General features: G+C 36.3%; 26 protein-coding genes. 15 read left to right on the top strand and 11 right to left on the bottom strand.

Annotated elements, in window-relative coordinates; genetic code table 11:
• Positions 1-53 precede the first annotated feature (53 nt).
• The 10 genes from F564_RS0102735 (at position 54) to F564_RS0102690 (ending at position 11,622) form a co-directional block, all read left to right on the top strand.
• Complete coding sequence (locus F564_RS0102735) at positions 54-398, top strand: helix-turn-helix transcriptional regulator (RefSeq protein WP_028121262.1); 345 nt, start codon at positions 54-56, stop codon at positions 396-398.
• Positions 392-1,675 (top strand): type II toxin-antitoxin system HipA family toxin, encoded by a 1,284-nt coding sequence (locus F564_RS0102730; RefSeq protein WP_028121261.1) that lies wholly within the window; start codon positions 392-394, stop codon positions 1,673-1,675. Before F564_RS0102735 ends, F564_RS0102730 begins: the two co-directional genes overlap by 7 nt.
• The gene (gene pglZ / locus F564_RS0102725; protein WP_028121260.1) at positions 1,672-4,218 is read left to right on the top strand and encodes a BREX-1 system phosphatase PglZ type A; all 2,547 of its coding nucleotides are present in this window, start codon (positions 1,672-1,674) and stop codon (positions 4,216-4,218) included. The genes F564_RS0102730 and pglZ overlap by 4 nt, the downstream gene beginning before the upstream one ends.
• 12 nt (positions 4,219-4,230) lie before the next feature.
• The gene (locus F564_RS20385; protein WP_028121259.1) at positions 4,231-4,596 is read left to right on the top strand and encodes an anti-phage BREX system Lon protease BrxL; all 366 of its coding nucleotides are present in this window, start codon (positions 4,231-4,233) and stop codon (positions 4,594-4,596) included.
• Positions 4,532-5,335, top strand: coding sequence for a hypothetical protein (locus F564_RS0102715; RefSeq protein ID WP_028121258.1), 804 nt, complete (start codon positions 4,532-4,534; stop codon positions 5,333-5,335). Before F564_RS20385 ends, F564_RS0102715 begins: the two co-directional genes overlap by 65 nt.
• Complete coding sequence (locus F564_RS0102710) at positions 5,278-6,306, top strand: nucleoid-associated protein (protein ID WP_028121257.1); 1,029 nt, start codon at positions 5,278-5,280, stop codon at positions 6,304-6,306. The genes F564_RS0102715 and F564_RS0102710 overlap by 58 nt, the downstream gene beginning before the upstream one ends.
• Positions 6,307-6,366: 60 nt before the next feature.
• Positions 6,367-6,726, top strand: a complete 360-nt coding sequence (locus F564_RS0102705) for a hypothetical protein (RefSeq protein WP_028121256.1) — start codon at positions 6,367-6,369, stop codon at positions 6,724-6,726.
• Positions 6,727-7,118: 392 nt separating this feature from the next.
• Positions 7,119-9,503, top strand: a complete 2,385-nt coding sequence (locus F564_RS0102700; RefSeq protein WP_051259537.1) for a TonB-dependent receptor — start codon at positions 7,119-7,121, stop codon at positions 9,501-9,503.
• 78 nt (positions 9,504-9,581) lie between these two features.
• Positions 9,582-10,142, top strand: coding sequence for a hypothetical protein (locus F564_RS0102695; RefSeq protein WP_028121254.1), 561 nt, complete (start codon positions 9,582-9,584; stop codon positions 10,140-10,142).
• Between the two features lie 145 nt (positions 10,143-10,287).
• Positions 10,288-11,622, top strand: coding sequence for a trigger factor (locus tag F564_RS0102690; RefSeq protein ID WP_028121253.1), 1,335 nt, complete (start codon positions 10,288-10,290; stop codon positions 11,620-11,622).
• A 315-nt stretch (positions 11,623-11,937) separates the two neighbouring features.
• Here F564_RS0102690 and F564_RS0102685 read toward each other — a convergent pair whose 3' ends face one another.
• The 8 genes from F564_RS0102685 to F564_RS0102655 form a co-directional block, all read right to left on the bottom strand.
• On the bottom strand, positions 11,938-12,420 hold the full coding sequence (locus F564_RS0102685; protein ID WP_154656788.1) for a hypothetical protein: 483 nt from the start codon (positions 12,418-12,420) through the stop codon (positions 11,938-11,940).
• A complete protein-coding gene (locus F564_RS20510) occupies positions 12,389-12,607 on the bottom strand; it encodes a hypothetical protein (protein WP_228373838.1) in 219 nt (72 codons plus the stop codon). The genes F564_RS0102685 and F564_RS20510 overlap by 32 nt, the downstream gene beginning before the upstream one ends.
• A 20-nt stretch (positions 12,608-12,627) precedes the next feature.
• Positions 12,628-13,059 carry a hypothetical protein gene (locus F564_RS0102680; RefSeq protein WP_154656786.1) on the bottom strand — a complete coding sequence of 144 codons (432 nt, stop codon included), beginning with the start codon at positions 13,057-13,059 and terminating at the stop codon, positions 12,628-12,630.
• A gap of 112 nt (positions 13,060-13,171) precedes the next feature.
• Entirely contained in the window at positions 13,172-13,714 is a 543-nt protein-coding gene (locus F564_RS0102675; RefSeq protein WP_154656785.1) for a DUF6705 family protein, read from the bottom strand.
• Between the two features lie 18 nt (positions 13,715-13,732).
• The gene (locus F564_RS0102670) at positions 13,733-14,398 is read right to left on the bottom strand and encodes a hypothetical protein (protein ID WP_028121249.1); all 666 of its coding nucleotides are present in this window, start codon (positions 14,396-14,398) and stop codon (positions 13,733-13,735) included.
• A gap of 143 nt (positions 14,399-14,541) precedes the next feature.
• Positions 14,542-15,033 (bottom strand): hypothetical protein, encoded by a 492-nt coding sequence (locus tag F564_RS0102665; RefSeq protein WP_028121248.1) that lies wholly within the window; start codon positions 15,031-15,033, stop codon positions 14,542-14,544.
• A 17-nt stretch (positions 15,034-15,050) separates the two neighbouring features.
• Complete coding sequence (locus F564_RS0102660) at positions 15,051-15,509, bottom strand: hypothetical protein (RefSeq protein WP_028121247.1); 459 nt, start codon at positions 15,507-15,509, stop codon at positions 15,051-15,053.
• Positions 15,510-15,976: 467 nt separating this feature from the next.
• Complete coding sequence (locus tag F564_RS0102655) at positions 15,977-16,864, bottom strand: M23 family metallopeptidase (protein WP_028121246.1); 888 nt, start codon at positions 16,862-16,864, stop codon at positions 15,977-15,979.
• 208 nt (positions 16,865-17,072) lie between these two features.
• On the opposite strand from F564_RS0102655, the gene F564_RS0102650 reads away from it, so the two are divergent.
• Both F564_RS0102650 and F564_RS0102645 read left to right on the top strand, forming a co-directional pair.
• Positions 17,073-18,089, top strand: coding sequence for an NAD(P)H-dependent glycerol-3-phosphate dehydrogenase (locus tag F564_RS0102650; protein WP_028121245.1), 1,017 nt, complete (start codon positions 17,073-17,075; stop codon positions 18,087-18,089).
• Positions 18,090-18,182: 93 nt separating this feature from the next.
• Complete coding sequence (locus F564_RS0102645) at positions 18,183-18,521, top strand: YkvA family protein (RefSeq protein WP_051259536.1); 339 nt, start codon at positions 18,183-18,185, stop codon at positions 18,519-18,521.
• Positions 18,522-18,562: 41 nt separating this feature from the next.
• Here the strand turns inward: F564_RS0102645 and F564_RS0102640 are convergent, their stop codons facing one another.
• A complete protein-coding gene (locus F564_RS0102640; protein ID WP_028121243.1) occupies positions 18,563-18,811 on the bottom strand; it encodes a NifU family protein in 249 nt (82 codons plus the stop codon).
• Positions 18,812-18,817: 6 nt separating this feature from the next.
• Positions 18,818-19,924, bottom strand: coding sequence for an Mrp/NBP35 family ATP-binding protein (locus tag F564_RS0102635; protein ID WP_028121242.1), 1,107 nt, complete (start codon positions 19,922-19,924; stop codon positions 18,818-18,820).
• Between the two features lie 611 nt (positions 19,925-20,535).
• Between F564_RS0102635 and F564_RS0102630 the strand changes: the two genes are divergently transcribed.
• Positions 20,536-20,778 carry a hypothetical protein gene (locus F564_RS0102630; protein WP_154656784.1) on the top strand — a complete coding sequence of 81 codons (243 nt, stop codon included), beginning with the start codon at positions 20,536-20,538 and terminating at the stop codon, positions 20,776-20,778.
• A 346-nt stretch (positions 20,779-21,124) separates the two neighbouring features.
• Here the strand turns inward: F564_RS0102630 and F564_RS0102625 are convergent, their stop codons facing one another.
• The gene (locus F564_RS0102625) at positions 21,125-22,360 is read right to left on the bottom strand and encodes a dicarboxylate/amino acid:cation symporter (RefSeq protein WP_028121240.1); all 1,236 of its coding nucleotides are present in this window, start codon (positions 22,358-22,360) and stop codon (positions 21,125-21,127) included.
• 342 nt (positions 22,361-22,702) lie between these two features.
• Between F564_RS0102625 and F564_RS0102620 the strand changes: the two genes are divergently transcribed.
• Both F564_RS0102620 and F564_RS0102615 read left to right on the top strand, forming a co-directional pair.
• The gene (locus F564_RS0102620) at positions 22,703-23,527 is read left to right on the top strand and encodes a UDP-2,3-diacylglucosamine diphosphatase (protein WP_028121239.1); all 825 of its coding nucleotides are present in this window, start codon (positions 22,703-22,705) and stop codon (positions 23,525-23,527) included.
• A 13-nt stretch (positions 23,528-23,540) separates the two neighbouring features.
• Entirely contained in the window at positions 23,541-24,509 is a 969-nt protein-coding gene (locus F564_RS0102615) for a glycosyltransferase family protein (RefSeq protein WP_028121238.1), read from the top strand.
• Positions 24,510-24,580: the final 71 nt, after the last annotated feature.

The raw sequence follows: 24,580 nt of genomic DNA, 5'->3' as shown, positions 1-24,580 counted from the left end.
ATTTATTTTTTAATGAGTGGTATTTCATTCATTAACATTAAAATTTAAGCTTTATGAGTGATATTTCAGACATAAATCTACTTTCCGACAAGGCGTTGTTGCAAAACATCGGAAATTTTATACAGCAAACACGCATTCAGCAAACACGTACCCAAGAAGATTTGGCAAACGATGCTGCAATCAGCCGTTCTACCTTAAGCTTAATTGAACGAGGCGATAATATTTCTTTGCTTAATTTAATTAAAATTTTACGGATTCTTGATGCTTTGTATGTTTTAAAAAACTTTCAGTTGCCGGAAGAAATAAGTCCGTTGCAATTGGCAAAGGGTGAAAACAAGACCAGACAGCGCGCTTCTAATCGCAGCAATAATCAAGAGAAAGAAGATTTGGGATGGTAACAACCGCATTTATAAATATTTGGGGAAAACGGGTAGGAGCCGTAGCCTGGAATCCAGATACCGAACTGGCAAGTTTTGAGTATGATCCTAAATTCTCATTAGAAAAATGGGCTTTAGCACCTTTGAAAATGCCCGATACCAGCAGGATTTATAATTTTCCTCAATTAAGAGATAATGAAACTTTCAAAGGTTTGCCCGGATTATTGGCAGATGCACTTCCTGATCGTTATGGTAAAGAACTGATCAATGCCTGGCTCGCAAGACAAGGCCGACCAGACAACTCCTTAAATCCTGTAGAACTGCTATGCTTTATAGGAAAACGGGGAATGGGAGCGTTAGAGTTTGAGCCTGTTATTTCTAAAGAATCCGGATCTTATGATGTAGAATTAAGCGATTTGATAGAAGTTACAAAGGCTCTTTTGGAAAAGAAAGAAGATATTCAAATTCAAACTTCCGGCAAGATGGAAGATGTGATGATGGATATTTTAAAAATGGGAACTTCGGCAGGTGGAGCTCGTCCAAAAGCCATCATCGCCTATAACGAAAAAACAGGTCAGATAAGATCCGGACAAGCTTTGGCTGATAAAGGATTCGAACATTGGCTGATTAAATTTGATGAAATCAGTGATGTGCAGTTTGGTGCATCAAAAGGATACGGGCGAATAGAAATGGCCTATTATAAAATGGCTACAGATTTCGGCATCGATATGATGGAATCTCGTTTAATTGAAGAAAATAATAGGGTGCATTTTATGACCAAGCGTTTTGATCGTAAAGATGGAGATAAAATACACTCGCAAACGCTCTGTGCAATTCAGCATTATGACTATGCCAATATTACGTCGTACAGTTACGAACAAGTTTTTCAAACAATGCGTCAATTAAAGCTTACTTATGCAGAGGCAGAACAGATGTACAAAAGAATGATCTTTAATGTGATTGCCAGAAACTGTGACGATCATACCAAAAATTTTGCTTTTCTGATGGATAAAACAGGAAAATGGAAATTATCTCCCGCTTACGACATCTGTTTCGCCTATCGCCCGGGAAGTGTTTGGGTAAGCCAGCACAACCTAAGCATCAACGGGAAAAGAAAAAACTTTGCACGCCAAGATCTATTGCAAATTGCAGAACAAAATTCTATTAGATATCCTGAAAAAATAATCAATGACTGCATTGCTTTAGTGAAAAAATGGTCTCAATATGCAGCCAATTATCAAGTAGATACAGAAAAGATGACCGCTATAGATAACGTTTTAATAAAAGAATTAAAATGATCACAGAAAAAATAAAGCAAAAATTCTCAGAGATTGATTACCCTATTCTATTCTTATTTGACGCCGATAAAGAGTATGAAGAAGAGTTGATGAGCTACGATCAATCCGATTTTAAAATAGTGACTGTAGACCGTAATTTTTTTGCGGTGAAACACGCGGTAGAGTTTAAAGAAAAATCAGACAAGATATTGTTGTATCACCTTTCTGAAGAGCCCAAAGAGAAAGAATATATCAATTATCCGCTCACCGATTTATTATTGGCAGGAAACATTCTGGCGATGGACGAAATCTCGGACTTGCTGCACCAATATAAAATACCGCTTCAACAAAGAGAAAATGTGGGACTTGTAAAAAAATGGATAAAAGCGAAGAAAAACCAGTCGAAAATACTACCAGCTTTAACTAACAAACCTTTTGAAATCAGCAAATTATATACTGCCGTTGTTTCTATTATTTTAGAAGAAAAGAAAACAGGCAATATCGCTTTTAACCTGATTCGAATTTTTGAAATTTTACAGGAAGGACAAACTGCTTGGGAGAAAAAGCAACAAATATTGGTGAATGCAGGATTAGACGAAACAGTAAAACTAAACATTGCACAACTGTTAAGTATAGAAGCAGAAGACCTTCGCTTTGATACCTTGAAAAACCTTTGGTTGCAACTGAAATACAATTTGCTTACCGCTCCCATTGCCGAGGCAGAACCAATTGATGTGTATAAAACATTAAAAATAAAAGACGACACGGCGAAAATAAAAATCACCAATTTCTTTAAAGATTGGCAAGATGATAAAAACAAATCCCTCCATTTTGAAACCATTTTTGATGAATTAGGAGCAAGCATCAACGAAGAAAAAATCTACCAATGGTATGGTTCTGCACAAGAATACGGCATTAGAACCAAGAAAATTGTACAGTCTTTGTTGAGCAATTCGCTGAAAGAAATTTTAATTAATCCATCGGAAATTGTATCGCAATACGCATCTTTTAACAATAACTCGGAGCAATATGAAGGCTATGAACAAAAAGTAAGTTTTATACTCAATACCGCTCGATTTTTTGAAATGATTCGCCGGTATTCAGATTTTGTTTTTAATAAACCACAAGAATATATCCAACGCTACGAAAAGGAATTGTATAAACTTGATGGCTTTTACCGAGTGGCATTTACAGCGTATCAACAATTTTCAGAAGAGATGTTATCAGATTATGAAACCGTTTTTGCAGAACTCAACAAAACCTACGATCAATATTTGATTGATGTGAATAATCCTTGGGTAAAAAGCCTGGATGAAATCGGTTTTGATTTTGATAAACTAACCACCGCCAAACAATTCAATTTTTACAACGACTTCGTAGCACCAATTACCAATAAAAAAGTGGTCATTATTTCCGATGCATTCCGCTACGAGCTGGGCATAGAATTGATGAACGAATTGAAAGTAGAATCAGATAATAACATTACTTGTTCGGCGATGTTGGCATCTATCCCATCTTACACCAATTTGGGAATGAGCAACCTATTGCCTAATAAAACTATCGGAGCCATTATTACAGATGAAAATATAGATTACAGTATTGCTGAAATCAAAACAGTAAGTACCAATCGGGAGCAGATTTTAAAACTGGCAGAAAGTAATTCTGGCGTGATAGATTATGCTACTTTTTCAAAATTCAATACAGAAGAAGGCAGAAATTATTTGAGAGATAAACATACCGTTTACGTGTACCACAACTGGATGGATGCTATTGGCGACAAGCAAGGTTCAGAATATTATACATTTGAATCGGCTGAACAATGCATCACCCAGTTGAAAACATTAATTAGAAAATTGTACGGTAACTTCAATATTTACAATGTTTTGGTGACTGCAGATCACGGTTTCTTATTCAACTATAAAAAGATTTCTGATGCCACATCGCAACAATTGCCTGTTTTGAAGAATACCTTAAAAGATCATACCCGTTTTTGTCTTACTACAGATACAAATGATTATGCAGATACGTATCAATTTCCTCTATCCGCCACTACTAATATCGTTTCAGAAGTGCAGGTGATTCTTCCAAAAGCCATCAACAGGTTTAGAAAAAAAGGAAATATCGGGAAACAGTTTGTGCACGGTGGCGGTGCTTTGCAGGAAGTAATTGTACCCGTACTTCAATTGTACAGGAACCGTAGGAATTTGGCTAAAAAAGTAAATTTCAAAAGAATAGATACTATAAAATCTGTTTCTACCAGTTTTTTTAAGTTAAATTTCTTGCAGGTAGAACCAATTGGCACTGATTATAAATCCCGAATTTTGCGAGTTGCTATTTATGATATTGACAATCAAATTATTTCAAACGAAGAAGAAGTTATACTAAATTTAACCAGCGAATTGCCGGCAGAAAGAAGTTTTGAAGTAAGAATGGAATTGAGTTCCAAAGGTTCAAAAACGAAAATAGGATACGTGAAAGTGTATGATAAAGAGGATAAATTGAATTCCTTATCAAATGATTTACTAAAAATCAACCTGCTGGAAGAGATAGATAGTTTCGATTAAACAAATGAACAAATGAAAGCATTAGACCAAAAAATAATTTCCCATTTTGAAGGTAAAGTGGTAAGAAAAGACCTCACGAAATTTCTGAAAGGCAACGCTGTAGTGCCTTCTTATGTGTTGGAATATCTTCTGGGGCAACACTGTTCTACCAATGATGAAGAAATCATCAGCATCGGCATCGAAAAAGTGAAGGGAATTTTGAGCAATCATTTTGTACATCGTGATGAAGCAGAAGTCATTAAATCTAAAGAAACTGCTTTGAATAAGCCTAAGACTTACTTATATAAATCATTAGAAAGAAAAGCACTAAGTAATGCCAATAAAATTTTCACAAGCAGGTTACATTGGAGATGGTATTTCCAGTATATTCAAGAATGAGTTTCCGGAAGAAAGCATATTCTTGGAGACAACAAATAATGTAGAAATATTAAAGTTAAAAGGTTTACTTGAAACAATTTCTAATTTTTCAATCAAAACTAATCGAGATTTTACAATCGACTACAATCAAATTCCTAAAAGTTTAGCTGTTCAAAATAATATTCTCACAAGAGGTTTACCTACTAAATCTCCTCTTTTTTTAGAGAAACTTCTTGAAGATATTGGTTTGTCTGTAATTGATGAGTCGAAGGCATTTGAATATCAATTTGATGTTGCACAAGATTTTAAAAGCAAATTTAACTATAGAAATGTTTTCAAAAAATTACATCTTATTTATCCTAGATTGGATATTCAAAAGAAGAATTATCTGGGGAATCTGGGATCTGATTTGGAGAATAAATTTTTAAAAAATTCACATCCAATTTTTAAACAAATTCTTCAATCACAAAGAGAATTTAGAACTATTACTAATTTTGCGCACAATGAAAGTTGGGTGGATTTCAGCCATACTATTCCTTATCTTTTTAAGGAGGCAATCAAAAGTCCTTATAGTGATGCAGTGTTAGATAATATTTATAAAACAAAAGTATTAGAGGTTGAAGATAATTATTTGTTTTTTACTTTGATTTTTTTCCTAAAAAATAATTCAAAACCTATCTTTGCAAACTCAAACAACAAAAAATGTTTTCAAAAATCACAGTTCACAGAGTCGGGAATAAGATCAATCAGGAAGCTCTGATGCTTTCTCAGCAGGAGTTACAGCTGGAAGAGGATATGAAGGAATTACTAGGGAATTACTTTATGAATGCCTTCAAATCAGAAGAGCAATTTCATTTTTACAGCGATTCCTATCTGGTGAACAATCCGGTTTACAGCTCTGTTTCCGAGATTTTTGAAGACAAAGCCAAATTCCAATGGGAATCCGAAAACATCGCGAAACATCTTTATGACGCAGCGGAAAACCCAAGAGTTCAGGGTGGTGAACTGTTCATCGTTTACTTTGAAGGCGACACCATAGAATCTGCGGACGGCGATAACAAGAAAATAGATTCTATCGGGATTTTCAAAACTGAAAAACGAGAAGGTTTCCTTAAAATTAATCCCCAAGACGAATCTTTTGACATCGAAAGAGACTTCGGCATCAGCCTGTCAAAAATCGATAAAGCGGCTTTGATCTATAACAGCGACAAAGAAAGCGGCTACGTTTTATCCGTGGTTGATAACAACAAAAACGGCGATATCTATTATTGGTTTGAGGACTTCCTGAAGGTAAAACAACGCGATAACGAATATTTCCACACACAGGAGACTTTGTCCGTTTACAAAGATTTTATCACGCAGCAACTGCCTCAGGAATTTGAAGTTTCCAAAGCGGACCAGGCAGATTTTCTTAATAAATCAATTAATTTTTTTAAAGAAAAAGAAGAGTTCAAATACGACGATTTTGTAAAAGAAGTTCTGGAAGACGAGAGCGTTATAGAAAGTTTTTCCAACTTCAAATCAGACTATGAGCAGGATATGCAGATCTCGATCTCAGAAGATTTTCCCATTAATACCCAAGCGGTTAAGAAGCAGCAGCGCCATTTCAAATCCATCATCAAGCTGGATAAAAATTTCCACATCTACATCCACGGAGACAGGCAGATGCTGGAAACCGGGCAGGATGATAAAGGGAAATATTACAGATTATATTTCGAGGAAGAGAAATAAGTACCACTTTTGATTTAACATAATATTCCTCAGTCTTAAAAAATTTCTACCTTTGCAACAATGTTGATCGTAAAAAACAAAACTTTCAAGAATTTCATTTCGGTATTTTTTACCGGGATGTATCTTTTTGTGGCTTTGTTTTCTGCGCAATTGCACAATCACGCAGGCGAATCTTTCTTCAAAGACTCCGGTTTCAAAAAGACAGAAAAAACCATTTCGTCTGATATTTCCACAGGTCAATCCGGCGACTGTCTTGCCTGTCATTTTTTGGCAACAGGCAATTCTTTGATTCCGGAACAGTTTTCTTTCCATTTTGCAAACCACACACACGACACAAAACAAACTTTTTCTGTACAGGAAAAAATATGGTCAGCGACCAGATTTACCTTTCAACTTCGCGGTCCACCCGCTATTTCATAACTTTTATTTTCCTCAATTTTTATCAAGGTTTTGAGAAAATATCCAGGAATTAATTTAGTCTGAAATTTATTTGAGCAGCTATTTGACATTGGTCGACAGCGTTATGATGCATTTTTTAGGGCAGCTTTTCCGCGCTCCACTCCCGCTATTTTTTATCGTCAGAAAAAGACGAAAAAAAATGAGCTCCGTTCAGCTCGGGCTGCTTAGCAACTATGTGCATTCTGAATAACCATCAGTATTTAATTCCAAAATTTCGCAGAAGTACACGGTACTTTTGACATTATACATTTTACATAAAAAAATAGTATGAAATCCCTATTAACAAAAGTTTGTACAAAACTAATTTGGTTTAGGCGATTGCATCTGACCCTAAAATTAATAAGCATTTACAGATGAAATATATGATTAGTCTGCTGCTGATCTGTTTTGGATTGGCCTCAGTTTCTGCTCAGAAATATGCTGTGGAAGGCATGGTGCAAGATTTCCACGACAAAACACCTTTGCAAAATGTGGTTGTATCTTTCGGAGCATATACCGCCAAAACAGATAAGTCTGGAACCTTCCGGATCAAGAACGTTGCTGCAGGAAAATATACGTTGAGCGCTTCTCATCCAGATTGTGACAATTATGCGGAGACGCTCACAGTTGGGAAAGATCTTCACCTGACCATCAATCTTGAGCATCACGTGAACCAGATAGAAACAGTGACGCTTCATGGCAGTCATAAAAACAACGGAACGATGGTTGTCAAAACCCTCGATAAAACTGAAATAGAAAGAAACTCCACCGAAAACCTCGGTAATCTCCTCAAAAATATCTCAGGAGTCAGCGGTTTGAAAACCGGTAACAATATCGTAAAACCTATTATCCACGGACTTTACGGAAGCCGGATTTCTATCATCAATAACGGCGTGAGAATGCAGGAGCAGGAGTGGGGGATAGAACATGCTCCTAATATTGATGTCAATAATTTTCAACACATAGATGTCATCAAAGGTGCGTCCGCTTTACGATACGGAAGTGATGCCATTGGGGGGGTTGTAGTGCTGGAGCCGGAGATCTTCCCCAAAAAAGATACTTTGAAAGGCGCAGTCAATCTTTCCGGAATCTCAAATGGGAGAGGCTTGGGCGTGGATGTCAATCTGGCCAAGATCTGGAAAAATGGCTGGGCTGTAAAAGCAGGCGGTAGCATCAGAAAAACAGGAGATCAAAGCGCGCGGGCGTACAATCTGAAAAACACCGGCTCGGATTTTTCTTCTTTTAATTTTACAGTGCAAAAAAACACCTTTAAGAATGGTTTTTCCTTTGATTATTATTTGACGGATCAGAATCTTGGGATATTGAGGGATTCGCACGTAACTACGCCGCGCGATTACTTTGAAGCGATGAATGCGCAGGTGCCGTTCTATTCAGGTAATTTCAGTTACGAAATCGATAATCCAAGACAATTGATACAGCACCATCTAGCAAAAGTTTCTGCGTTCAACCGTTTTGAGAATATCGGGAAAGTATCTGTAACCTACAGTTTCCAGTATAACCACCGTCAGGAATTTGATTTGAGACGAGGCGATCTCAGCAAAATCCCATCCTTGGATCTGGCTTTGATGACGCATCAGCTCAATATTAATGATCTTTTGGAAAGAGAAAAATGGTCTTTGGAAACCGGTATCGATGCCAGTTTTCAGAACAATTATTCTGACCCGGCAACGCAAGCCAGAAGGTTGATTCCTAATTATGACAAATATTCGGCTGGGATCTATTCTGTTTTCAAATACAAAATAACTCCGGAACTGAATGCCGAAGCCGGAATCCGATATGATCACAATTATTATGATGTAACCAAATGGTATGACAAAAGCGATTGGGAGAAGTTGTATGCGGAGGCCTATCCGGAATTTTATGTAAGGACCAATGCCAACCGGGTTTTAACAAGACCTAAGCTGACTTACCATAATCTATCTTATAACGCCGGTTTGGAATACCATCCGTCCAACAATTTTAATCTAAAACTGAATTATGCGAAAGTTGGCAGAACGCCCAATATAGCGGAGTTGTTTTCAGACGGCTTGCATCATTCTGCAGCGATTATTGAGAAGGGAAATATGGCTATCAAAAACGAAGAAGGTCATCAGTTCAATATCGTGGCAGATGCGAAGTTTGATATCTTGAAAGGTCTGGAGATCTCGGTCAATCCCTATTATTTTATCACCAAAAATTTTATCAATCAGATTCCAGATGGTACTTTGCAGCTCACGCAAGCAGGAACTTTTCCGGTTTGGGTCTATCAGCAGATCGATGCCAAAATGGGTGGTTTGGATGTGGATATTCATCTTGGTATTTCAGATCATTTCTCATACAGAGGCAGAGGCGCCTATGTCCGTGGACAGGACGAAACCCACGACGAACCTTTGATTCTGATGATGCCGATGAATTTTTCAAATGCGCTGCAGTTTCATCAACAAAAGTGGAACGGATTTTATCTGAATATCGAGAATCAGATTTTGATAGATCAGAAGCGTTATCCTGTTCATAATCTGGAATTTACAGACTATGTGGCAGGAGAGGAAGTGACGACCATTGTAGACATCAGTACACCGCCGCAAACCTATGCTATCTGGAATGTGCAAGCAGGAATTGATATCGGGAAAAACTTTTCGGCAGGCTTGACGGTTAATAATGTATTCAATCTATCATACAGAGATTATCTGAACCGGATGCGGCTTTTTGCCAACGATATGGGCAGAAATTTTATCCTGAATTTCAGATACAAATTCTAAAAATCCCATAAAAATTGCACCCTTTGGGTTGCGAAAGTGATTTTAAAACAAACAATCAATTATTAAAAATTTTAAACAATGAAAAATAAGTTCAATAGACTAGTAAGTGTTTTAGCCGCGTTATTTTTAATCTTCAATGTGATTTCTTGCCAGCGAGATGAGGATGTTGCGGCAGATGATCTGCCGCAGGAAGAACTCACAAATATCGTTCTTAATGTCAAAGATATTACTGCGGGCACAACGCAATCTTACAATTATATTATTGGGTCCGCTTCTCCGGTGATCCAGTTGACAGACGGTAAGTCTTACGAAGTAACCACTATTTTCAAAAATGGAAATGAAGATGTTACCCAAGAGATCAAAGATGCAAAGGATGAGCATTTCCTAATTTTTGATTTTCCAAAATCTACTGTTAACTTGACCAGATTGGATACAAGTTCCTCTACTGGCGCTTTAGGAAAAGTAGGTTTGATCACAAAATGGGATGTTGTAAAAGTGGTCAACGCTTCTTCGCCCTTATTGAAATTAACATTAATTCACGAACCTGCCTCCGCAAGCGAATCGCAAAACGGCACTGCGTGGGGAAGTGTCAGCGGAGGCGAAACTGATGCTGAAGTTACTTTTGGTCTTATTAATTAATCAATAGATACCACAAATAAATTCCGAACCTGCTTTCAAATAATGAAGGCAGGTTTTTTATGATTTTTTTATAAGTAATACCACTGTATTTAATTTTGAGTTTCTTTATAATTTGACTACTTTTGCAACCTAAAAATTTCAATTAATGAACGTTACAGCTACAAACCATGACGATGTAAGTGCATTGCTTACGGTAACATTGGAAAAATCTGATTATAAAGAAAAAGTTGAAAAGCAACTACTCAACTATGCAAAAAATGCACAGGTTCCTGGATTCAGAAAAGGAAAAGTGCCATTGAGTATGGTGAAAAAACAATATGAAGCTGGTATCGCTTTCGAAGAGATCAACAAACAAGTTTCTGAAGCGTTGAACGGTTATGTTAACGATAACAAACTAAGATTGGTTGGCCAACCGGTTCCTCAGCCAGTGAACGATTTCAATCACAATGCAGAATCTTTATCTGTAGCTTTCGAAGTTGGATATGAGCCAGAATTTACGGTGGATCTTGCGAACTATGAAGCGCCTCATTATAAAGTAGAAGCTTCTGAGAAAGAAATCTCGACCAGTGTTGAGAACATGCAAAAGCGTTTTGCAGAAAGATTACCGGAAGATAAAATCGGTAAAGAGTCTTACGTCGCTTTGGAAATTTCCCAAGTTGTAGAAGAAGGTGCAGAAGGTGAGCATAATCACGCTCCAAAAAACGTTACTGTTTCTAAAGAACAAAAAGAAGCCTACGAGTTGGTGAAAAAATTGAAAAAAGATGAATCTGTAAAAGTGTCTAAAGAAGATCTTCAGGCCAAAGAAGAATTGGCGACTCAACTAGGGTTTTCTAAAGAGGATGCAGAACACCTTCACCACAACGAGGTGGAAGTAGCAGTAAAAGATATCTACGGATTGAAATTGGCTGCACTTGATCAGGAATTGTTTGACAAAGTTTATGGAAAAGACGTTATTACCACTGAAGAAGAACTAAAAGCAAGAGTGAAAACTGAATTGGACGAATATTTCCAGCAAAATGCAGATGTTCATTTCGTCAACAATATCCTTCAGCAGGTTAATGAGAAAGAAGAAATCAAATTACCAGAAGCTTTCTTGATCAAATGGTTGTTGTTCTCCAACCAGAATATCACGACTGAAGAGCAGGCAAAAGAAATCCTTGAAAACGAGAAAAACATTATCAAAGGTCAAATCCTGGAAGGAAAATTGATGAACGATAACGATATTAAGTTGGACTACGCCGAGGTTCTTGGACAAGCTGAGCAATTGGTAAGAAACCAATTAGCAATCTACGGAATTCACCATTTAGGTGATGATGAGGTTCAGAAATATGCAGCAGAAATGTTGAAAGACGAAAACCAGGTAAGACAAATCTCTTCTGAAGTGGCAATGGCAAAACTGAAAGATGTGATCCTAGAAAAATCTAAGAGAAAAGAAACTGTGATCTCTCACGACGAGTTTCTTGAAGAATTGAAAAAATAATTAATTCTTAATTATAAATAAAAATCGATCCAAAAATTTTGGATCGATTTTTTATTTAATTTCAACAAAGAACGGATTGCAAATCTGTGGTATCTTGATTCTTTATTATTTTAGTCTTTTAAAAATTCTATAAACCATATATAGAATAAGAATTAAAACTAAAAAGCTAATTATTTGTAGTAAAAACAAAGAAGGACTAAATTCACTTATTGATCCCATATTATAAATCTGTAAATTGAATATTTGTTATTGTTCCGTTTGAGTTATTAATTGTATCAAACATTTCATTTTAATAGTTTTATTTAAGAACTAATCTCATTTCAAACTATCTTTAGGAATAGGAAACAAATCCCAATTCATATATTTTGGATGCTTACGTTTGATAATTTCATAATATACATAATAAGGTTTTGATTCTCCAATTTTAATATTTTCAATTTCTGTCGATTTTAAAATATTATTTTCGAAATGACAAAACATACCTTTTCCCTCTTTGAAAGAATACATCTTTATATTCATAGTGCTTTTATTTTCTGACACGCTTATAATAAAAAAATTTTCATCAAGTTTTTTTAACAATTCTTTCGCAGTTAAAAAGATATATTTATTTGAATTTGCAATATTTTGATTGTTTTTTTCGCGATAAATAATGGCCTTGTCTTGATATCCATATTCTTTAAAGGCTTGTTCAAGATTTTTATTAATATTATTCTGCTCTTGACAACATAAACACATTAGTGAAAGATACATTGTTATGATCCAACTTTTATTTTTTGTTAAGTGAAATAATATATTCATAAGCATTGTATTTTGTAATAACAACTCCATAAACTGAATTTTCAAATAAATTTCCGGCTTCATCACCTGCAGGATTAAATCCAGTCAAATAATTTCCATAATGTACAAACTCATGAAGCACCGTAACAGCAAGAAGAAAATTGGTCGCCTCAATCGTAGAAGGTAGTGATGCCTGCTGTAACCCCAATACATAATTTTCGTTTATATTTAGAGTATTCGGCGTATTATGTTTGAATTTTCCATAAACAGGTTTTCCATCATAAATTGCATTAGTCCAGGTATTAATTCAATTTGGGGGCCTTGTCCAAAAGTCAGTTTATCAAGAACTTGAGTTTTAGACATTCCTGATATTTCCACTAATTTATCTAATAATTGAGAATTACTTTCTGCATAAGCCTTCAATCCTTTTACCATTTGTGTGAATTTAGGATATTTGATTTGATCCAATCGTCTCATTTTAAAATTAGGAGAGTTCAAAAATTCATAATTTAAAATAGTTACTGGATTTTCTAAAATTATCTGTTGAAAAAGCCCAGTTGGAGTATCTTTTATAAACCAGTTATAAAACTGCTCCCAAGTCCTATCAGGATTATCCATAAAGAAATTAATACCCCAAATGGCAAATTTAGATTTTACCAAAGAATTATTAGATGCGAGATATGTTTTAAATCTTTGCGCAATGTTATTATTTTGGTGCAGATAATTTACCTATTTTCACAACATAAAGCCCCATTGCTGAGGCTTTTTTTAATTATTGTTTTACCAATACAATATTCTGAGGTAAAGTAATAGATGAATCATAAGGAGGTTGTCCAGGAACATTTATTCGTATTCCCTCATAATTTTCCAATTTCACTAATTTAATATGGGTTGTGTCTATGTACTCTATTTCAGATCTAACACTCTTATTTTTAGATAAATGACCTATTCCCACTCCCAAATTATTAGGATTATCTTTATCTCCTAAAGCAAACAACGTACTTTTTTTATCAGTATAAATTGTATTTGAAAACTGAGTAGAGGTCTCTATTACAACATTATTTTTTTTATACTGATGAAAGCCATATAAAGCGTCTGCTCTTATATTGTTTCCAATAGGGAGTTTAATATTTTCTTTTTTAAAAATCAACACCAAACTTTCTGTCTCATTTGCCCATATCCAAGTTCCTACAAATTTATCTAAGTTGCTGTTTTGTATATTGTCACCATTTTGTGGATAGTTTTGCGCATTACAGTTGAAAGTCATCAATAAAACTATAATCGTAAAGCTAATTTTTAATATATTATTTTTCATAAAATTAATTTTAATTATTTAAGGACAGTTTTGTGGCACTACATTACCATTTGAATCTTTATTTAAAAGCTGCCAATTACCGAATGATGCATCACCTTTAAGCATTTTTAAACCCGTATCAGCTGTTTTTAAATAACCAACAAAAGCATTTTCATTTACAGATGCTGTATTATTAGTTTTTATTTTATAAACAAATTCATAAATAGCTTCATAATTTCTTAACATATCTTCATCAATTTGATTTCCTGAAAAAAGTTTGTTCGCAAAAGCTCCAAATTTTGCAGGGTCAGTTACTACCCCAATTACAAATGAGTCCATATCTTTTATTTTTCCGTTTTTATACAATTGCGCCAGCGCAAACATATCAGACACGGAAAATACGGATAATAAACCAATGTAGTGAGAATGGATAAAACCATCAATTGGCGTGTTTACAGAAAAATTGATGCTGTGTTCTCCCGTGTTCCCCTCTATATAAGTTTCATAAATAGAACCACCACTTTCCGTTAATATGTAACCAAATTCCTTTGTCGAATTCACTTTTGGATGTAAAATTCCAAAGAGATCTTTTGTTTTATTGTTCTTACCAACTTTATTAATCTTATCACACGGCGTTTTTGGCACTTGATTCAAAAACTGCTCCCACGTAGCCCCGGGATTATCCATAAAGAAATTAATCCCCATATTGGCATTCTGAGATTACCAAAGAATTATTAGTTGCGAGATATGTTTTAAATCTCTGCGCTATCGTATAATCTTGCTATAGATAATCTATGAAATTATCAAAACATAAAGCCCCATTGCCGGGGCTTTTGTTATTTTATCATCTACCTTGCTTTTACCTGACGATTCTGTAAACCATCCACATCCCAAAACTCTATTGTATCTACAATTATATTTTTGTAAAAATTCTCTTCTTCTTCTCCCCAATACCAATGATTTTTATCTAAAATTTTCATAGCTTCTTGGTAATTAAAATATGGACTTCTGATATTTATGATGATGTAAGGCTGACTATATCCTTTTCTCCCGGACTCTACAGAAGTATCATAATCATCATTAAAATTAAGTTTTAAATATGTATTAAGCGTGGTATCATAGGATTTTACGTCTATATGATTTCTTTTCAATTCATTTAAAAAATCTGATAGTGGTTTTCCATAGAAATCAGTTTTGCTTTTAATAACCTTATTCAGATTGTTAACTGTTTTATTATAGAATTGGGGATAGTCCTTCATTGGTATTCTTTCTGTTTTTCGCTGTGCTGTGCAGCTAAGGGAAAAACTAATCAGTATAAAATATAAGATCTTTGTTTTCATTTTGTTGTTTCTATAGGTTAAGGACAATTTTCTGTTTTGTAAGCCGTAGTATGCTGACCACCGCTTGCAGGAATTACATAATCAAAACTTTTAGGGTTCAGGGTTTTGAAAACACCATTCGCATCCAACTTGGCCAGGCTCATTCCGGAATTATATTTATCTAATATGAAAGCCGTAGCAGATTCCATACCATCATTCTGGCTCGTGCTGGAATAAGTAGGGCATTTGCCCGTTGTAAAGTAATTTTTTATATCATTATATTTTTGTCCAACTTCTGAAGCACGAGTGAAGTCTTGCCCGTTAGCTGTCACATTTGCAGATGCCGGATAAGAAGCAAGGAAAGCAATAGTGGTTTGCCTGTCATTAACTGCTATTGCATATACATTACCATTGGTTGAAAAGATATAACAACCTGTAAAGGTATTATATTTAACTGCATTGCCTATTGCATTATAAATATCTGCTGGCGATGGCACAGCTGCTCCACCAGAATTATGGTTATGTGCATTGGCAACATAATCTCCTGTGGTTGGTGGTGGTATACCAACACTCCCTGAACTATTATCCGTGGAAGGTACTGCGATTGGTTCATTATTACTATCAAGATTATTATTTGGACAGATGCACTACTTTCGATTCTTTGTAAATTTATTTTACCAGCTAGTCCCATATTCTTTAAAGTTTCAAAAAGTAATTTTTCTACACCATTATTATTTATTGAGCCATCACTATTAACATATTTCGTTTCATTTAATAAAGGTTCAAAGAACTTTTTAATTTGATATACATAAAAATATCTAATGCTTAATTATAATTTAAAAAGCGATCCAGATTTTGGATCGCTTTTTTTATGCTTAATTTATAGAACTCTTTAAATGTTCAATTGCAAATAATACCAGCGTTGTTCTGCTGAGGCTCTCGAAGCATATGAATAATAATATTCTTAAAAATTCAAAAATAACCTCGGATTGATTGGTTGATTGTTCTTATGAACTTCATAATGAAGATGAGGTCCAGTCGATCTTCCTGTATTGCCAGATTTTGCGATGATCTGCCCCACTTTGACTCTGTCATTAGCCTCAACCAAGACCTCAGAAAGATGACCATAAAGTGTTGCTAATCCATTGCCGTGTTCCACGATGACACAATTTCCGTAACCGCCTTTTACACCAGCGAAAACAACTTTTCCGGCTGCTGCACATTTAACAGGACTTCCATAAGCAACGGCAATGTCGAGACCTTTATGAAACTGCATCTGGTCTTTCTCCGCAGGCGCATTGCTGGAAGCGTTTTGATCTTCTTTGACGATCGCTTGCCTTTTAATCACATTTCCTAAGCTGTCTTTTTCCTCAGCAACATTAGTTTGGGCCGCTAGTTTTGACGCTTCAGCTTTTGGAGGAATGGGGTTTTTTCTGATGCCGAAGTTGGAGGAGATGTAGCCGTCACTCGGGATTCCAAGTGGGACCTGTTGCAATTTTTGTTCAAGATCAATCAGATACTGGCTGTAGCGATTACTCACTTTTGCAAGATAAACCTCGTTTTGAAGGCTGTCTTTGGCCAGATTTTCAATTCTAAGGTCAGAGATGTTTTTTGATTTCAGAAATCCGTCGATGCTTCTGATGCTTTGATCTACGATCGCAAGGTCTGTTTTAAGCTGAAGATGATCGATGCTGTCTTTCTCATTATTGATCTTGACAAGATTGACTTGATAGACTTTATCGTTTGCGCTATTGTATAACTTCGCGATGATCATTGCCTGAACAAAGCAGGCCATTAAAAGTAAAATAAGGACTATATTCTTTTTCTTTTTCGATTTTAGGAAATTAACCATTAATTGAAGTTTTTAAAATGGACTGCAAAAATAGGAAATTTTTATTCTCATTAATCGTAATCATCATTATGGGCAATTAACCCAACAAAAGTTAATTACTCTTAAATTATTGTAAATCGCAAATTAGATTTAGGTAAATTCACAAATTGCATTAGATTTGTAATCTTAGAAAGTAATAGATATTTACAAATGAAAATGCAGAAAAAGTATGAGCAAGAAATTGACTAAATCATCTAAAAATGTACGTGTAGGCGTTTTAGGGAGTGGGAGTTTTGCAACAGCCATTGTCAAAATGCTGGCGGAAAACTGTAAAACTGTGAACTGGTGCGTACGGAATGAATTCGTGAAAGGAGCCATAGAACAACGTGGTCATAATCCCACTTATTTGACAACGGTTTCCTTCAACCTGAAAAAATTACAGATCACAACAGATATCAATGAGTTGGTGTCCAATAGTGATGTCATTATTCTGGCGGTTCCTTCCATTTATTTGGCAGAATCTATGGAAAAAATGACCTGCGAATACCAGGACAAATTATTCTGTTCCGCGATCAAAGGTATCGTTCCGAAGCATAATGATATCGTGGCGCATTACCTGAAAGACCAGTTCAAAATAGGCTTCAAGAATCAAGCAGTAATTGCAGGTCCTTGCCACGCAGAAGAGGTCGCGATGGAACGTTTGTCTTATCTTACCGTGGCCGTTGCGCAAAAAGAGGATGCCGAGGTTTTGCAAAGCATTCTGTCTTCCTGTTATATAAAAGTGAATACAAGCTGTGATATTCTGGGTAACGAGTATTCTGCAATTTTGAAAAATATCTACGCCATAGGAGCGGGTATTGCCAGCGGTTTAGGCTACGGTGACAACTTCATTGCGGTGTATGTTTCCAATGCAATCCGCGAGATGGAAACCTTCTTGGAAGCTATCTACCCGGAAAAAAGAGATGTAAATGACAGCGCATATCTCGGCGATTTGATTGTAACGGCTTATTCCTTATTCTCAAGAAACAGAAATCTTGGAAACCTGATTGGAAAAGGTTACACCGTAAAATCGGCAATCCAGTCCATGAGTATGGTTGCAGAAGGCTATTACGCGACGAAAGGGATCTATTCTATCTGTGAGGAGAAAAAGCTGAAGCTTCCCATCATCAATGCCGTTTATGATATTCTGTACGAAGGGAAAAGTGCAGAAAAACAATTTGCAAAGCTGACAGACCGATTGACTTAGTGATTAATTAACAAAATATTACGATTTTCTATGAAGTGATTGGAATAGAATTTGCGAAATTTGATTAGTCGAAAAATAAAAAACAAACACACAATGAAATATTCAAAATTTAAACTGGCTCAGGAAGCAATCAAACACAAAGGTTTTCTCCAAAAGATCCCTTCTGTTGTCAGGATGTTCAAATTATGGTACAGAGGTGAGTATAAAATGAAATTCACAGACGTACTGATTCCAGCATTGGCTTTGATCTACGTGATTTCGCCCATAGATATCATTCCGGATTTTGTTCCCATTGTAGGAGCTTTGGATGATTTGGCAATTCTGGCATTGGCAATTCCAATGTTGATGAAGGAAGTGGATAAATTCCTGCTTTGGGAAAGTCAATTAAGAAAAGGACGTCCAGAAATTCAGGATGCTGAAATAGTAGAATAAAAAAAATCCCGAATCAAAAAATGAATCGGGATTTTTTATTTTTAAACGCTGACGACTTCTTCGATCTCCGGAGCGTGCTGCTTTATGGTAGTTTCAACACCCAGTTTCATCGTAGAACTGCTGATGCCACAGCTGGAACAGCTACCCAAAAGTTTTACAAACACTTTCTTCTCCTGAACATCTACCAATTCAATATCACCGCCGTCTTTTTGCAGGAAAGGACGAATGCTGTCCAAAGCATTCATCACCTTGGTTACCAGTTCTTCCTGGATTTGATTTGTATTATCCATTTTATTTTATTTTTTCTTAGGCGAACAACCGGCCATGGTTGTGATTTTTACGGCTTCGGTTGGTGGCAGGCTTTTGTTTCTTTCTACCAGGCTTTCTATCATATTCTGAGCTGTTTTCACATAGATCTCAGAGATTTTAGAATCTTCCTGAAGCGCAGCTGGTCTCCCGACGTCGCCCGCTTCTCTGATGCTTTGGATCAAAGGAATCTCTCCCAAAACAGGAATTCCTAGATCTTCTGCCATAAACTGAGCACCTTGCTTGCCAAAGATATAATATTTATTCTCCGGTAATTCATCCGGCGTAAAATAAGCCATATTTTCTATCAGTCCCAAAACCGGAATATTGATACTTTCCATATTGAACATCGCAATGCCTTTTCTCACATCCGCCAAAGCAACGTGTTGAGGCGTACTCACAATCACAGCGCCAGTCACCGGAACTTCCTGGATGATAGAAAGGTGGATATCACCGGTTCCCGGAGGAAGGTCAATCAAGAGGAAATCCAATTCGCCCCAATCCGCATCACGAATCATTTGATTCAATGCTTTCGAAGCCATTGGTCCTCTCCAGACAACTGCTTGATTAGCACCTGAGAAATATCCAATTGACAGCATTTTTACACCGTAATTCTCAATAGGTTTCATCAGGTTTCTGCCATTGACTTCTATAGAAATTGGTTTTTGACCATCGGTGTCCATCATTGTTGGTACAGACGGGCCATAGATATCCGCATCCAGCAATCCAACTTTGAAACCCATTGTTGCCAACGTCACCGCAAGATTGGCAGCAACAGTAGATTTTCCAACGCCACCTTTTCCGGAAGCGATGGCAATAATATTTTGTATGCCGTTGATCTGTTTTCCTTTGATCTCATTCACAGGCGTTGCAGGCAGTTCCGGAGAAGTGATCTTCAATTTAAGATTCACTTGTTCCCCAAATTGTGAAGCAAAAGCTTGCTTCATAGCTACTTCCAGTTTCTTTTTCTCGTGCATTGCCGGAGAATGAGCTGTCATATCAATATAAATATCGTCGCCCATCACCTGGAAATTATTCACCAGATCTTCTACTTCTATCTCTTTCAGGAAATCCTGAACCTTTGATTTCGTCAGCATAAAAATTTTGATTCTTAATCCAGCAAATTTACGGATTTTAAAATTAATTTAGAATCAATACGGTTTGTGATTTTGTCTATGTTGATGATTTTTGGCAGGTTGTGTGGAGTTGGTCAGTTGTCAGCTGATTAGTTTGTCAGCTAAAAATTCTGAAAATTCTAACCTCTAAAATCTCACTTCTAATTTCTAATTAAATTTTTTGGAGCCGGGAACCTGCTGTCCACTATATCTTTTTTGTCATTGCGATTGGCGTGCCGTATCTTCATTGAAGTTTTTCCCCGCAATGCCAAAAAAGGATGCCGTTCCCATCAGGGCTATGGGATTTTGTCTGCGAATCTAGTTTTTAAAATAAAAGCAAGATTTTGTCTTTCAATGACTTCCATTGAGAGAGCTGCGAAGTTGCTCACTGTTAGTAGCTTCGGGTAAAACCCGATGTCAATGATATACCACGAAGGAAGAGCCCTGAAGGGGTGGAATGTTTTATTAAGTCTTCAAAGTCAAATTGTGATCATTCGGTTCCCGTTGTTGTTGAGTGCTCCGCTTGGGCAAGCTTCTTGTTCGTGTCCTCATTTGTGGGTACGAGCGTGACGCTCGCACCAGCAGGGGATTATATGACCGTCACTCTTTTAAGAAAAACTAAAATTGAAAAATTTAATTTCGATGAGATATATCCCTTTAGCTCAAGAGTAATAGAAAAAACTCCTTTACGAAGTAAAATCCAACAGTGGTTAACAGTACTTGATGAAGAGTTAAAATTGAAAGAAGTAGGGTCAGGTGTAAGAAATAAATTGACAAAAGGAACTTATTGTTATAATTCAGGTGCGATATATACAAATTGTTTTGAGATAAAATAATATCCTATCACATTATCAGATTTATAAAATTTAGATAAAAATATAAGAAACATGGAAGGGTAATTATAATGGAAAAACGTATGAGGTTAAGCTCATAAAGGGCTTGTATGCAGAAATGGGTATAAAACGAGATATGTTGATCGGAAGATTGCAGGTAAAAGACTCTAGTGACTATATAATAGTATTAAGAAGATTAAATATGATACTATTGCTGTAAATAATAATTTAATTGATGGTTGTAATCATCCAAAATGCTATGATTGATAATTGCCACACAAACTAGAATTATCAAGCGTAATATACTTGAAGCAATTGAAAATTTATTTCTCTCTTAGATTGACATTCATTAGCTCTCCAACTGCCCTTCCCACTTACTCACAGCAGACGTTGCTAAAGCATTACCCAAAACATTCGTCATACTTCTTCCCATATCGCAGAAATGGTCGATTGGCAAAATCAAAGCGATTCCCTCTACCGGAATATCAAACATGCCACACGCCGCAACAATGATGACCAGACTTGCTCTCGGAACGCCGGCAATTCCTTTACTCGTAAGCATCAAAACCAAAAGCATTATGATTTGTTGTCCCAAAGGCATATCGATGCCGTAAATCTGCGCAATGAAAATCGAGGCAAAGGTCATATACATCATACTTCCGTCCAGATTGAAGGAATAGCCCAAAGGCAAAATGAACGACACAATTCTGCTGTTGCAGCCAAATCTCTCCAATTCTTCTACCAATTTTGGGAAAACAGCTTCAGAACTTGTGGTGGAAAATGCAATCAACAAAGGTTCTTTGATTCTTCTCAACAATTCGAAAAGTCGATTGCCTAGAATCATATAACCAACTAATAATAATACTAACCAAAGAATGCCGAGCGCAAAAAAGAAATCACGCAAATAGATGGCGTAAACTTTGAAAATCTCAAAACCATTCGTCGCAACCACCGCAGAAATTGCTCCGAAAACGCCTAGTGGTGCTACCCACATAATATAGCCCACCATTTTTAAAATGGCGTGAGCAATGATGTCTAAACCTTTGATAACCGGTTTTGCATAATCTTCGCCCATTGCAGCAAGCGCAATCCCAAACATGACAGAGAATACCACGATTTGAAGCACCTCATTGGTCGCAAATGCCTCGAATAAACTTTTCGGAATAATGTGTGTCACAAAGTCTTCCATAGAAAATCCTTTGCTGTTTTTTACAATGTCAGAAGCGGACGAAACATCCTGGATCGGAAGTTGTGTCACGTGGCCAGGTTCCAGCCAATTCACCAAAACCAAACCAATGGAGAGGGAAACCAAAGATGCGGTGATAAACCAGAGCATCGCCTTCGTTCCCACACGTCCCACCATCTTGATGTCGCCCATTTTTGCAATTCCGACAACCAAGGTCGAGAAAACCAACGGCGCAATGATCATCTGAATCAGTCGGATAAAAACGGTTCCCAACAACTTGATGTTCTTGGCAAAATCTTCCGAGTAGTCCGGATAATTGGTGTGAACGACTCCTCCTAAAATAACGCCCAAAATCAATGCGGCGATAATTGCGATAAACAGTTTATTCTGACCTTTCATAATTTTTTATATAATTTTAAATGTTTTGAGCACAAAGTTCACGGCGATTTAAATCTCTTTTTAGCGAAGCGGCTTTGTGACCCTAAAGCAGTTTCAATTTTAAAAATTTTTGTGTGCTTTGTATTTGGATCTCAGCACCGCAAAACTCAATGTAAATTGTAACTGAACAAAACTAATATTTTTGAGAGAATATCCACTTATTTTTTAAATTAATATTAAGACAATCAGGAAATTTTTCCGTTTTCGCATCATCAAATATAAAATACCATTCACGCACAGTTCAAATTAGAAATCGTTCTTTGTAAAAATCTGATTGTGAATGAAATCGCCCTTTATCCAAATATGAAACGTGATGTTGAAATAGTCATTATTTCCGATGTTCATCTTGGAACCTATGGTTGCAAGGCGAAGGAATTACTGCGTTATCTCAATTCTATCCGGCCAAAGACTTTAATTCTGAATGGTGACATCATAGACATTTGGCAATTCAAAAAATCATATTTTCCGAAATCACATTTGAAAGTTGTCAAGAAATTAATCTCATTTGCGACCAAAGAATCGGAGGTTTTTTACATCACAGGCAATCATGATGAAGCGTTCCGAAACTTCACCGATTTCGAATTGGGAAAATTGAAGTTGTGCAACAAACACGTTTTGAAATTGGGCGACAAAAAAGCCTGGATCTTTCACGGTGATGTTTTTGATGCATCGGTTCAGCATTCCAAATGGATTGCAAAACTGGGCGGACAAGGTTATGATATGTTGATTGCCTTCAATAATCTGGTAAATTGGTTTCTGGAGAAAATGGGAAGAGAGAAATATTCATTTTCGAAAAAGATTAAAAATAATGTCAAAAAAGCCGTGAAATATATCGGTGATTTTGAATTGACGGCTTCCGAATTGGCGATTGAAAATGATTTCGATTACGTGATTTGCGGACACATTCATCAGCCTCAAATCCGTGAAGTCATTGGAAAGAAAGGAAAATGTACCTACTTGAATTCTGGTGATTGGGTGGAAAATCTCTCCGCATTGGAATACGAAAACGGCGGCTGGAAACTCTTTGTCTATGAAGATGAAAAACACACTTTAACTGACGATGAACCTGACGAATTAAAAGAAATAAACAGTGAGGAACTGATGAAAATCGTGACTCAAATGATATAAAAAACACAAATTAATGAAAGTATTATACGCCTTCCAAGGCACAGGAAACGGACATCTCGCCAGAGCTCAGGAAATCATCCCGATTCTCAAAAAACATGCGCTGGTAGACACTTTGATAAGTGGACATCAAACGCAGTTGAAGTCAGATTTTGATATCGATTTCCGTTTCAAAGGCGTGTCTTTGCTTTATAACAAAACGGGTGGATTGTCGTACAAAAAGACGTTTCTTGAAAACAATTTCTGCAAAGCGGCGAAGGTTATTAAAGATTTAGATTTGTCGACTTATGATCTGATTATCAATGATTTTGAACCCTTGACAGGTTGGGCAGCAAAATTGAAAAATCTGCCAATTGTGGAACTCAGTCACCAGGCTTCTTTGACCTTTAAGGAAACGCCGAAACCTGAGAAAAAGGATTGGCTGGGAAGTTTGATTTTGCATAGTTACGTGCCTTGCAAAAAGAAAATCGGTTTTCATTTTGAAAATTACAATTCGCATATCAAAAAGCCGGTCATCAGACAAAAAATCCGAAATCTGAATCCAACAAATCAAGGTCATTATTTGGTTTATCTTCCCAGTTTTTCGGATGAGGTGATTACCAATTTCCTGACGAGAATTGATGTTCAATGGAAGGTTTTTTCCAAATATGCGAAACAAGTTCAGAAGTTCAACAATGTCGAGATTTTCCCGATTGATGAGAAAAAATATCTTGAATTATTTGAATCCTGCGAAGGAATCCTCTGCAACGCGGGCTTCGAAACGCCTGCGGAAGCCATGTTTATGGATAAAAAATTATTCGTGATCCCAATCGAAAATCAATATGAACAAGAATGCAATGCATTTGCACTTCACGAAATGGGCGTTGCGAATTCGACTAAATTGGATTCGACAAAAATCAGAAACTGGATCAATTCGGAGAATTTGATTGAGGTCAATTATCCGGATAATATTGAAAGTATTTTGACGAAAGAGGTTTTGTATTGATTTAAATTTCGTAACCAAAAAAATAGTAGTCTCAACACAAAGGCGGAAGAATTGGTGTTATTGACAGATGT

It is taken from the genome of Epilithonimonas tenax DSM 16811 (genome assembly GCF_000428485.1).
In the GTDB taxonomy this organism is placed as follows: Bacteria; Bacteroidota; Bacteroidia; order Flavobacteriales; family Weeksellaceae; genus Epilithonimonas; species Epilithonimonas tenax.
Note: the sequence above shows the minus strand (reverse complement) of the source record. Positions and strands in the feature narration are given on the sequence as shown.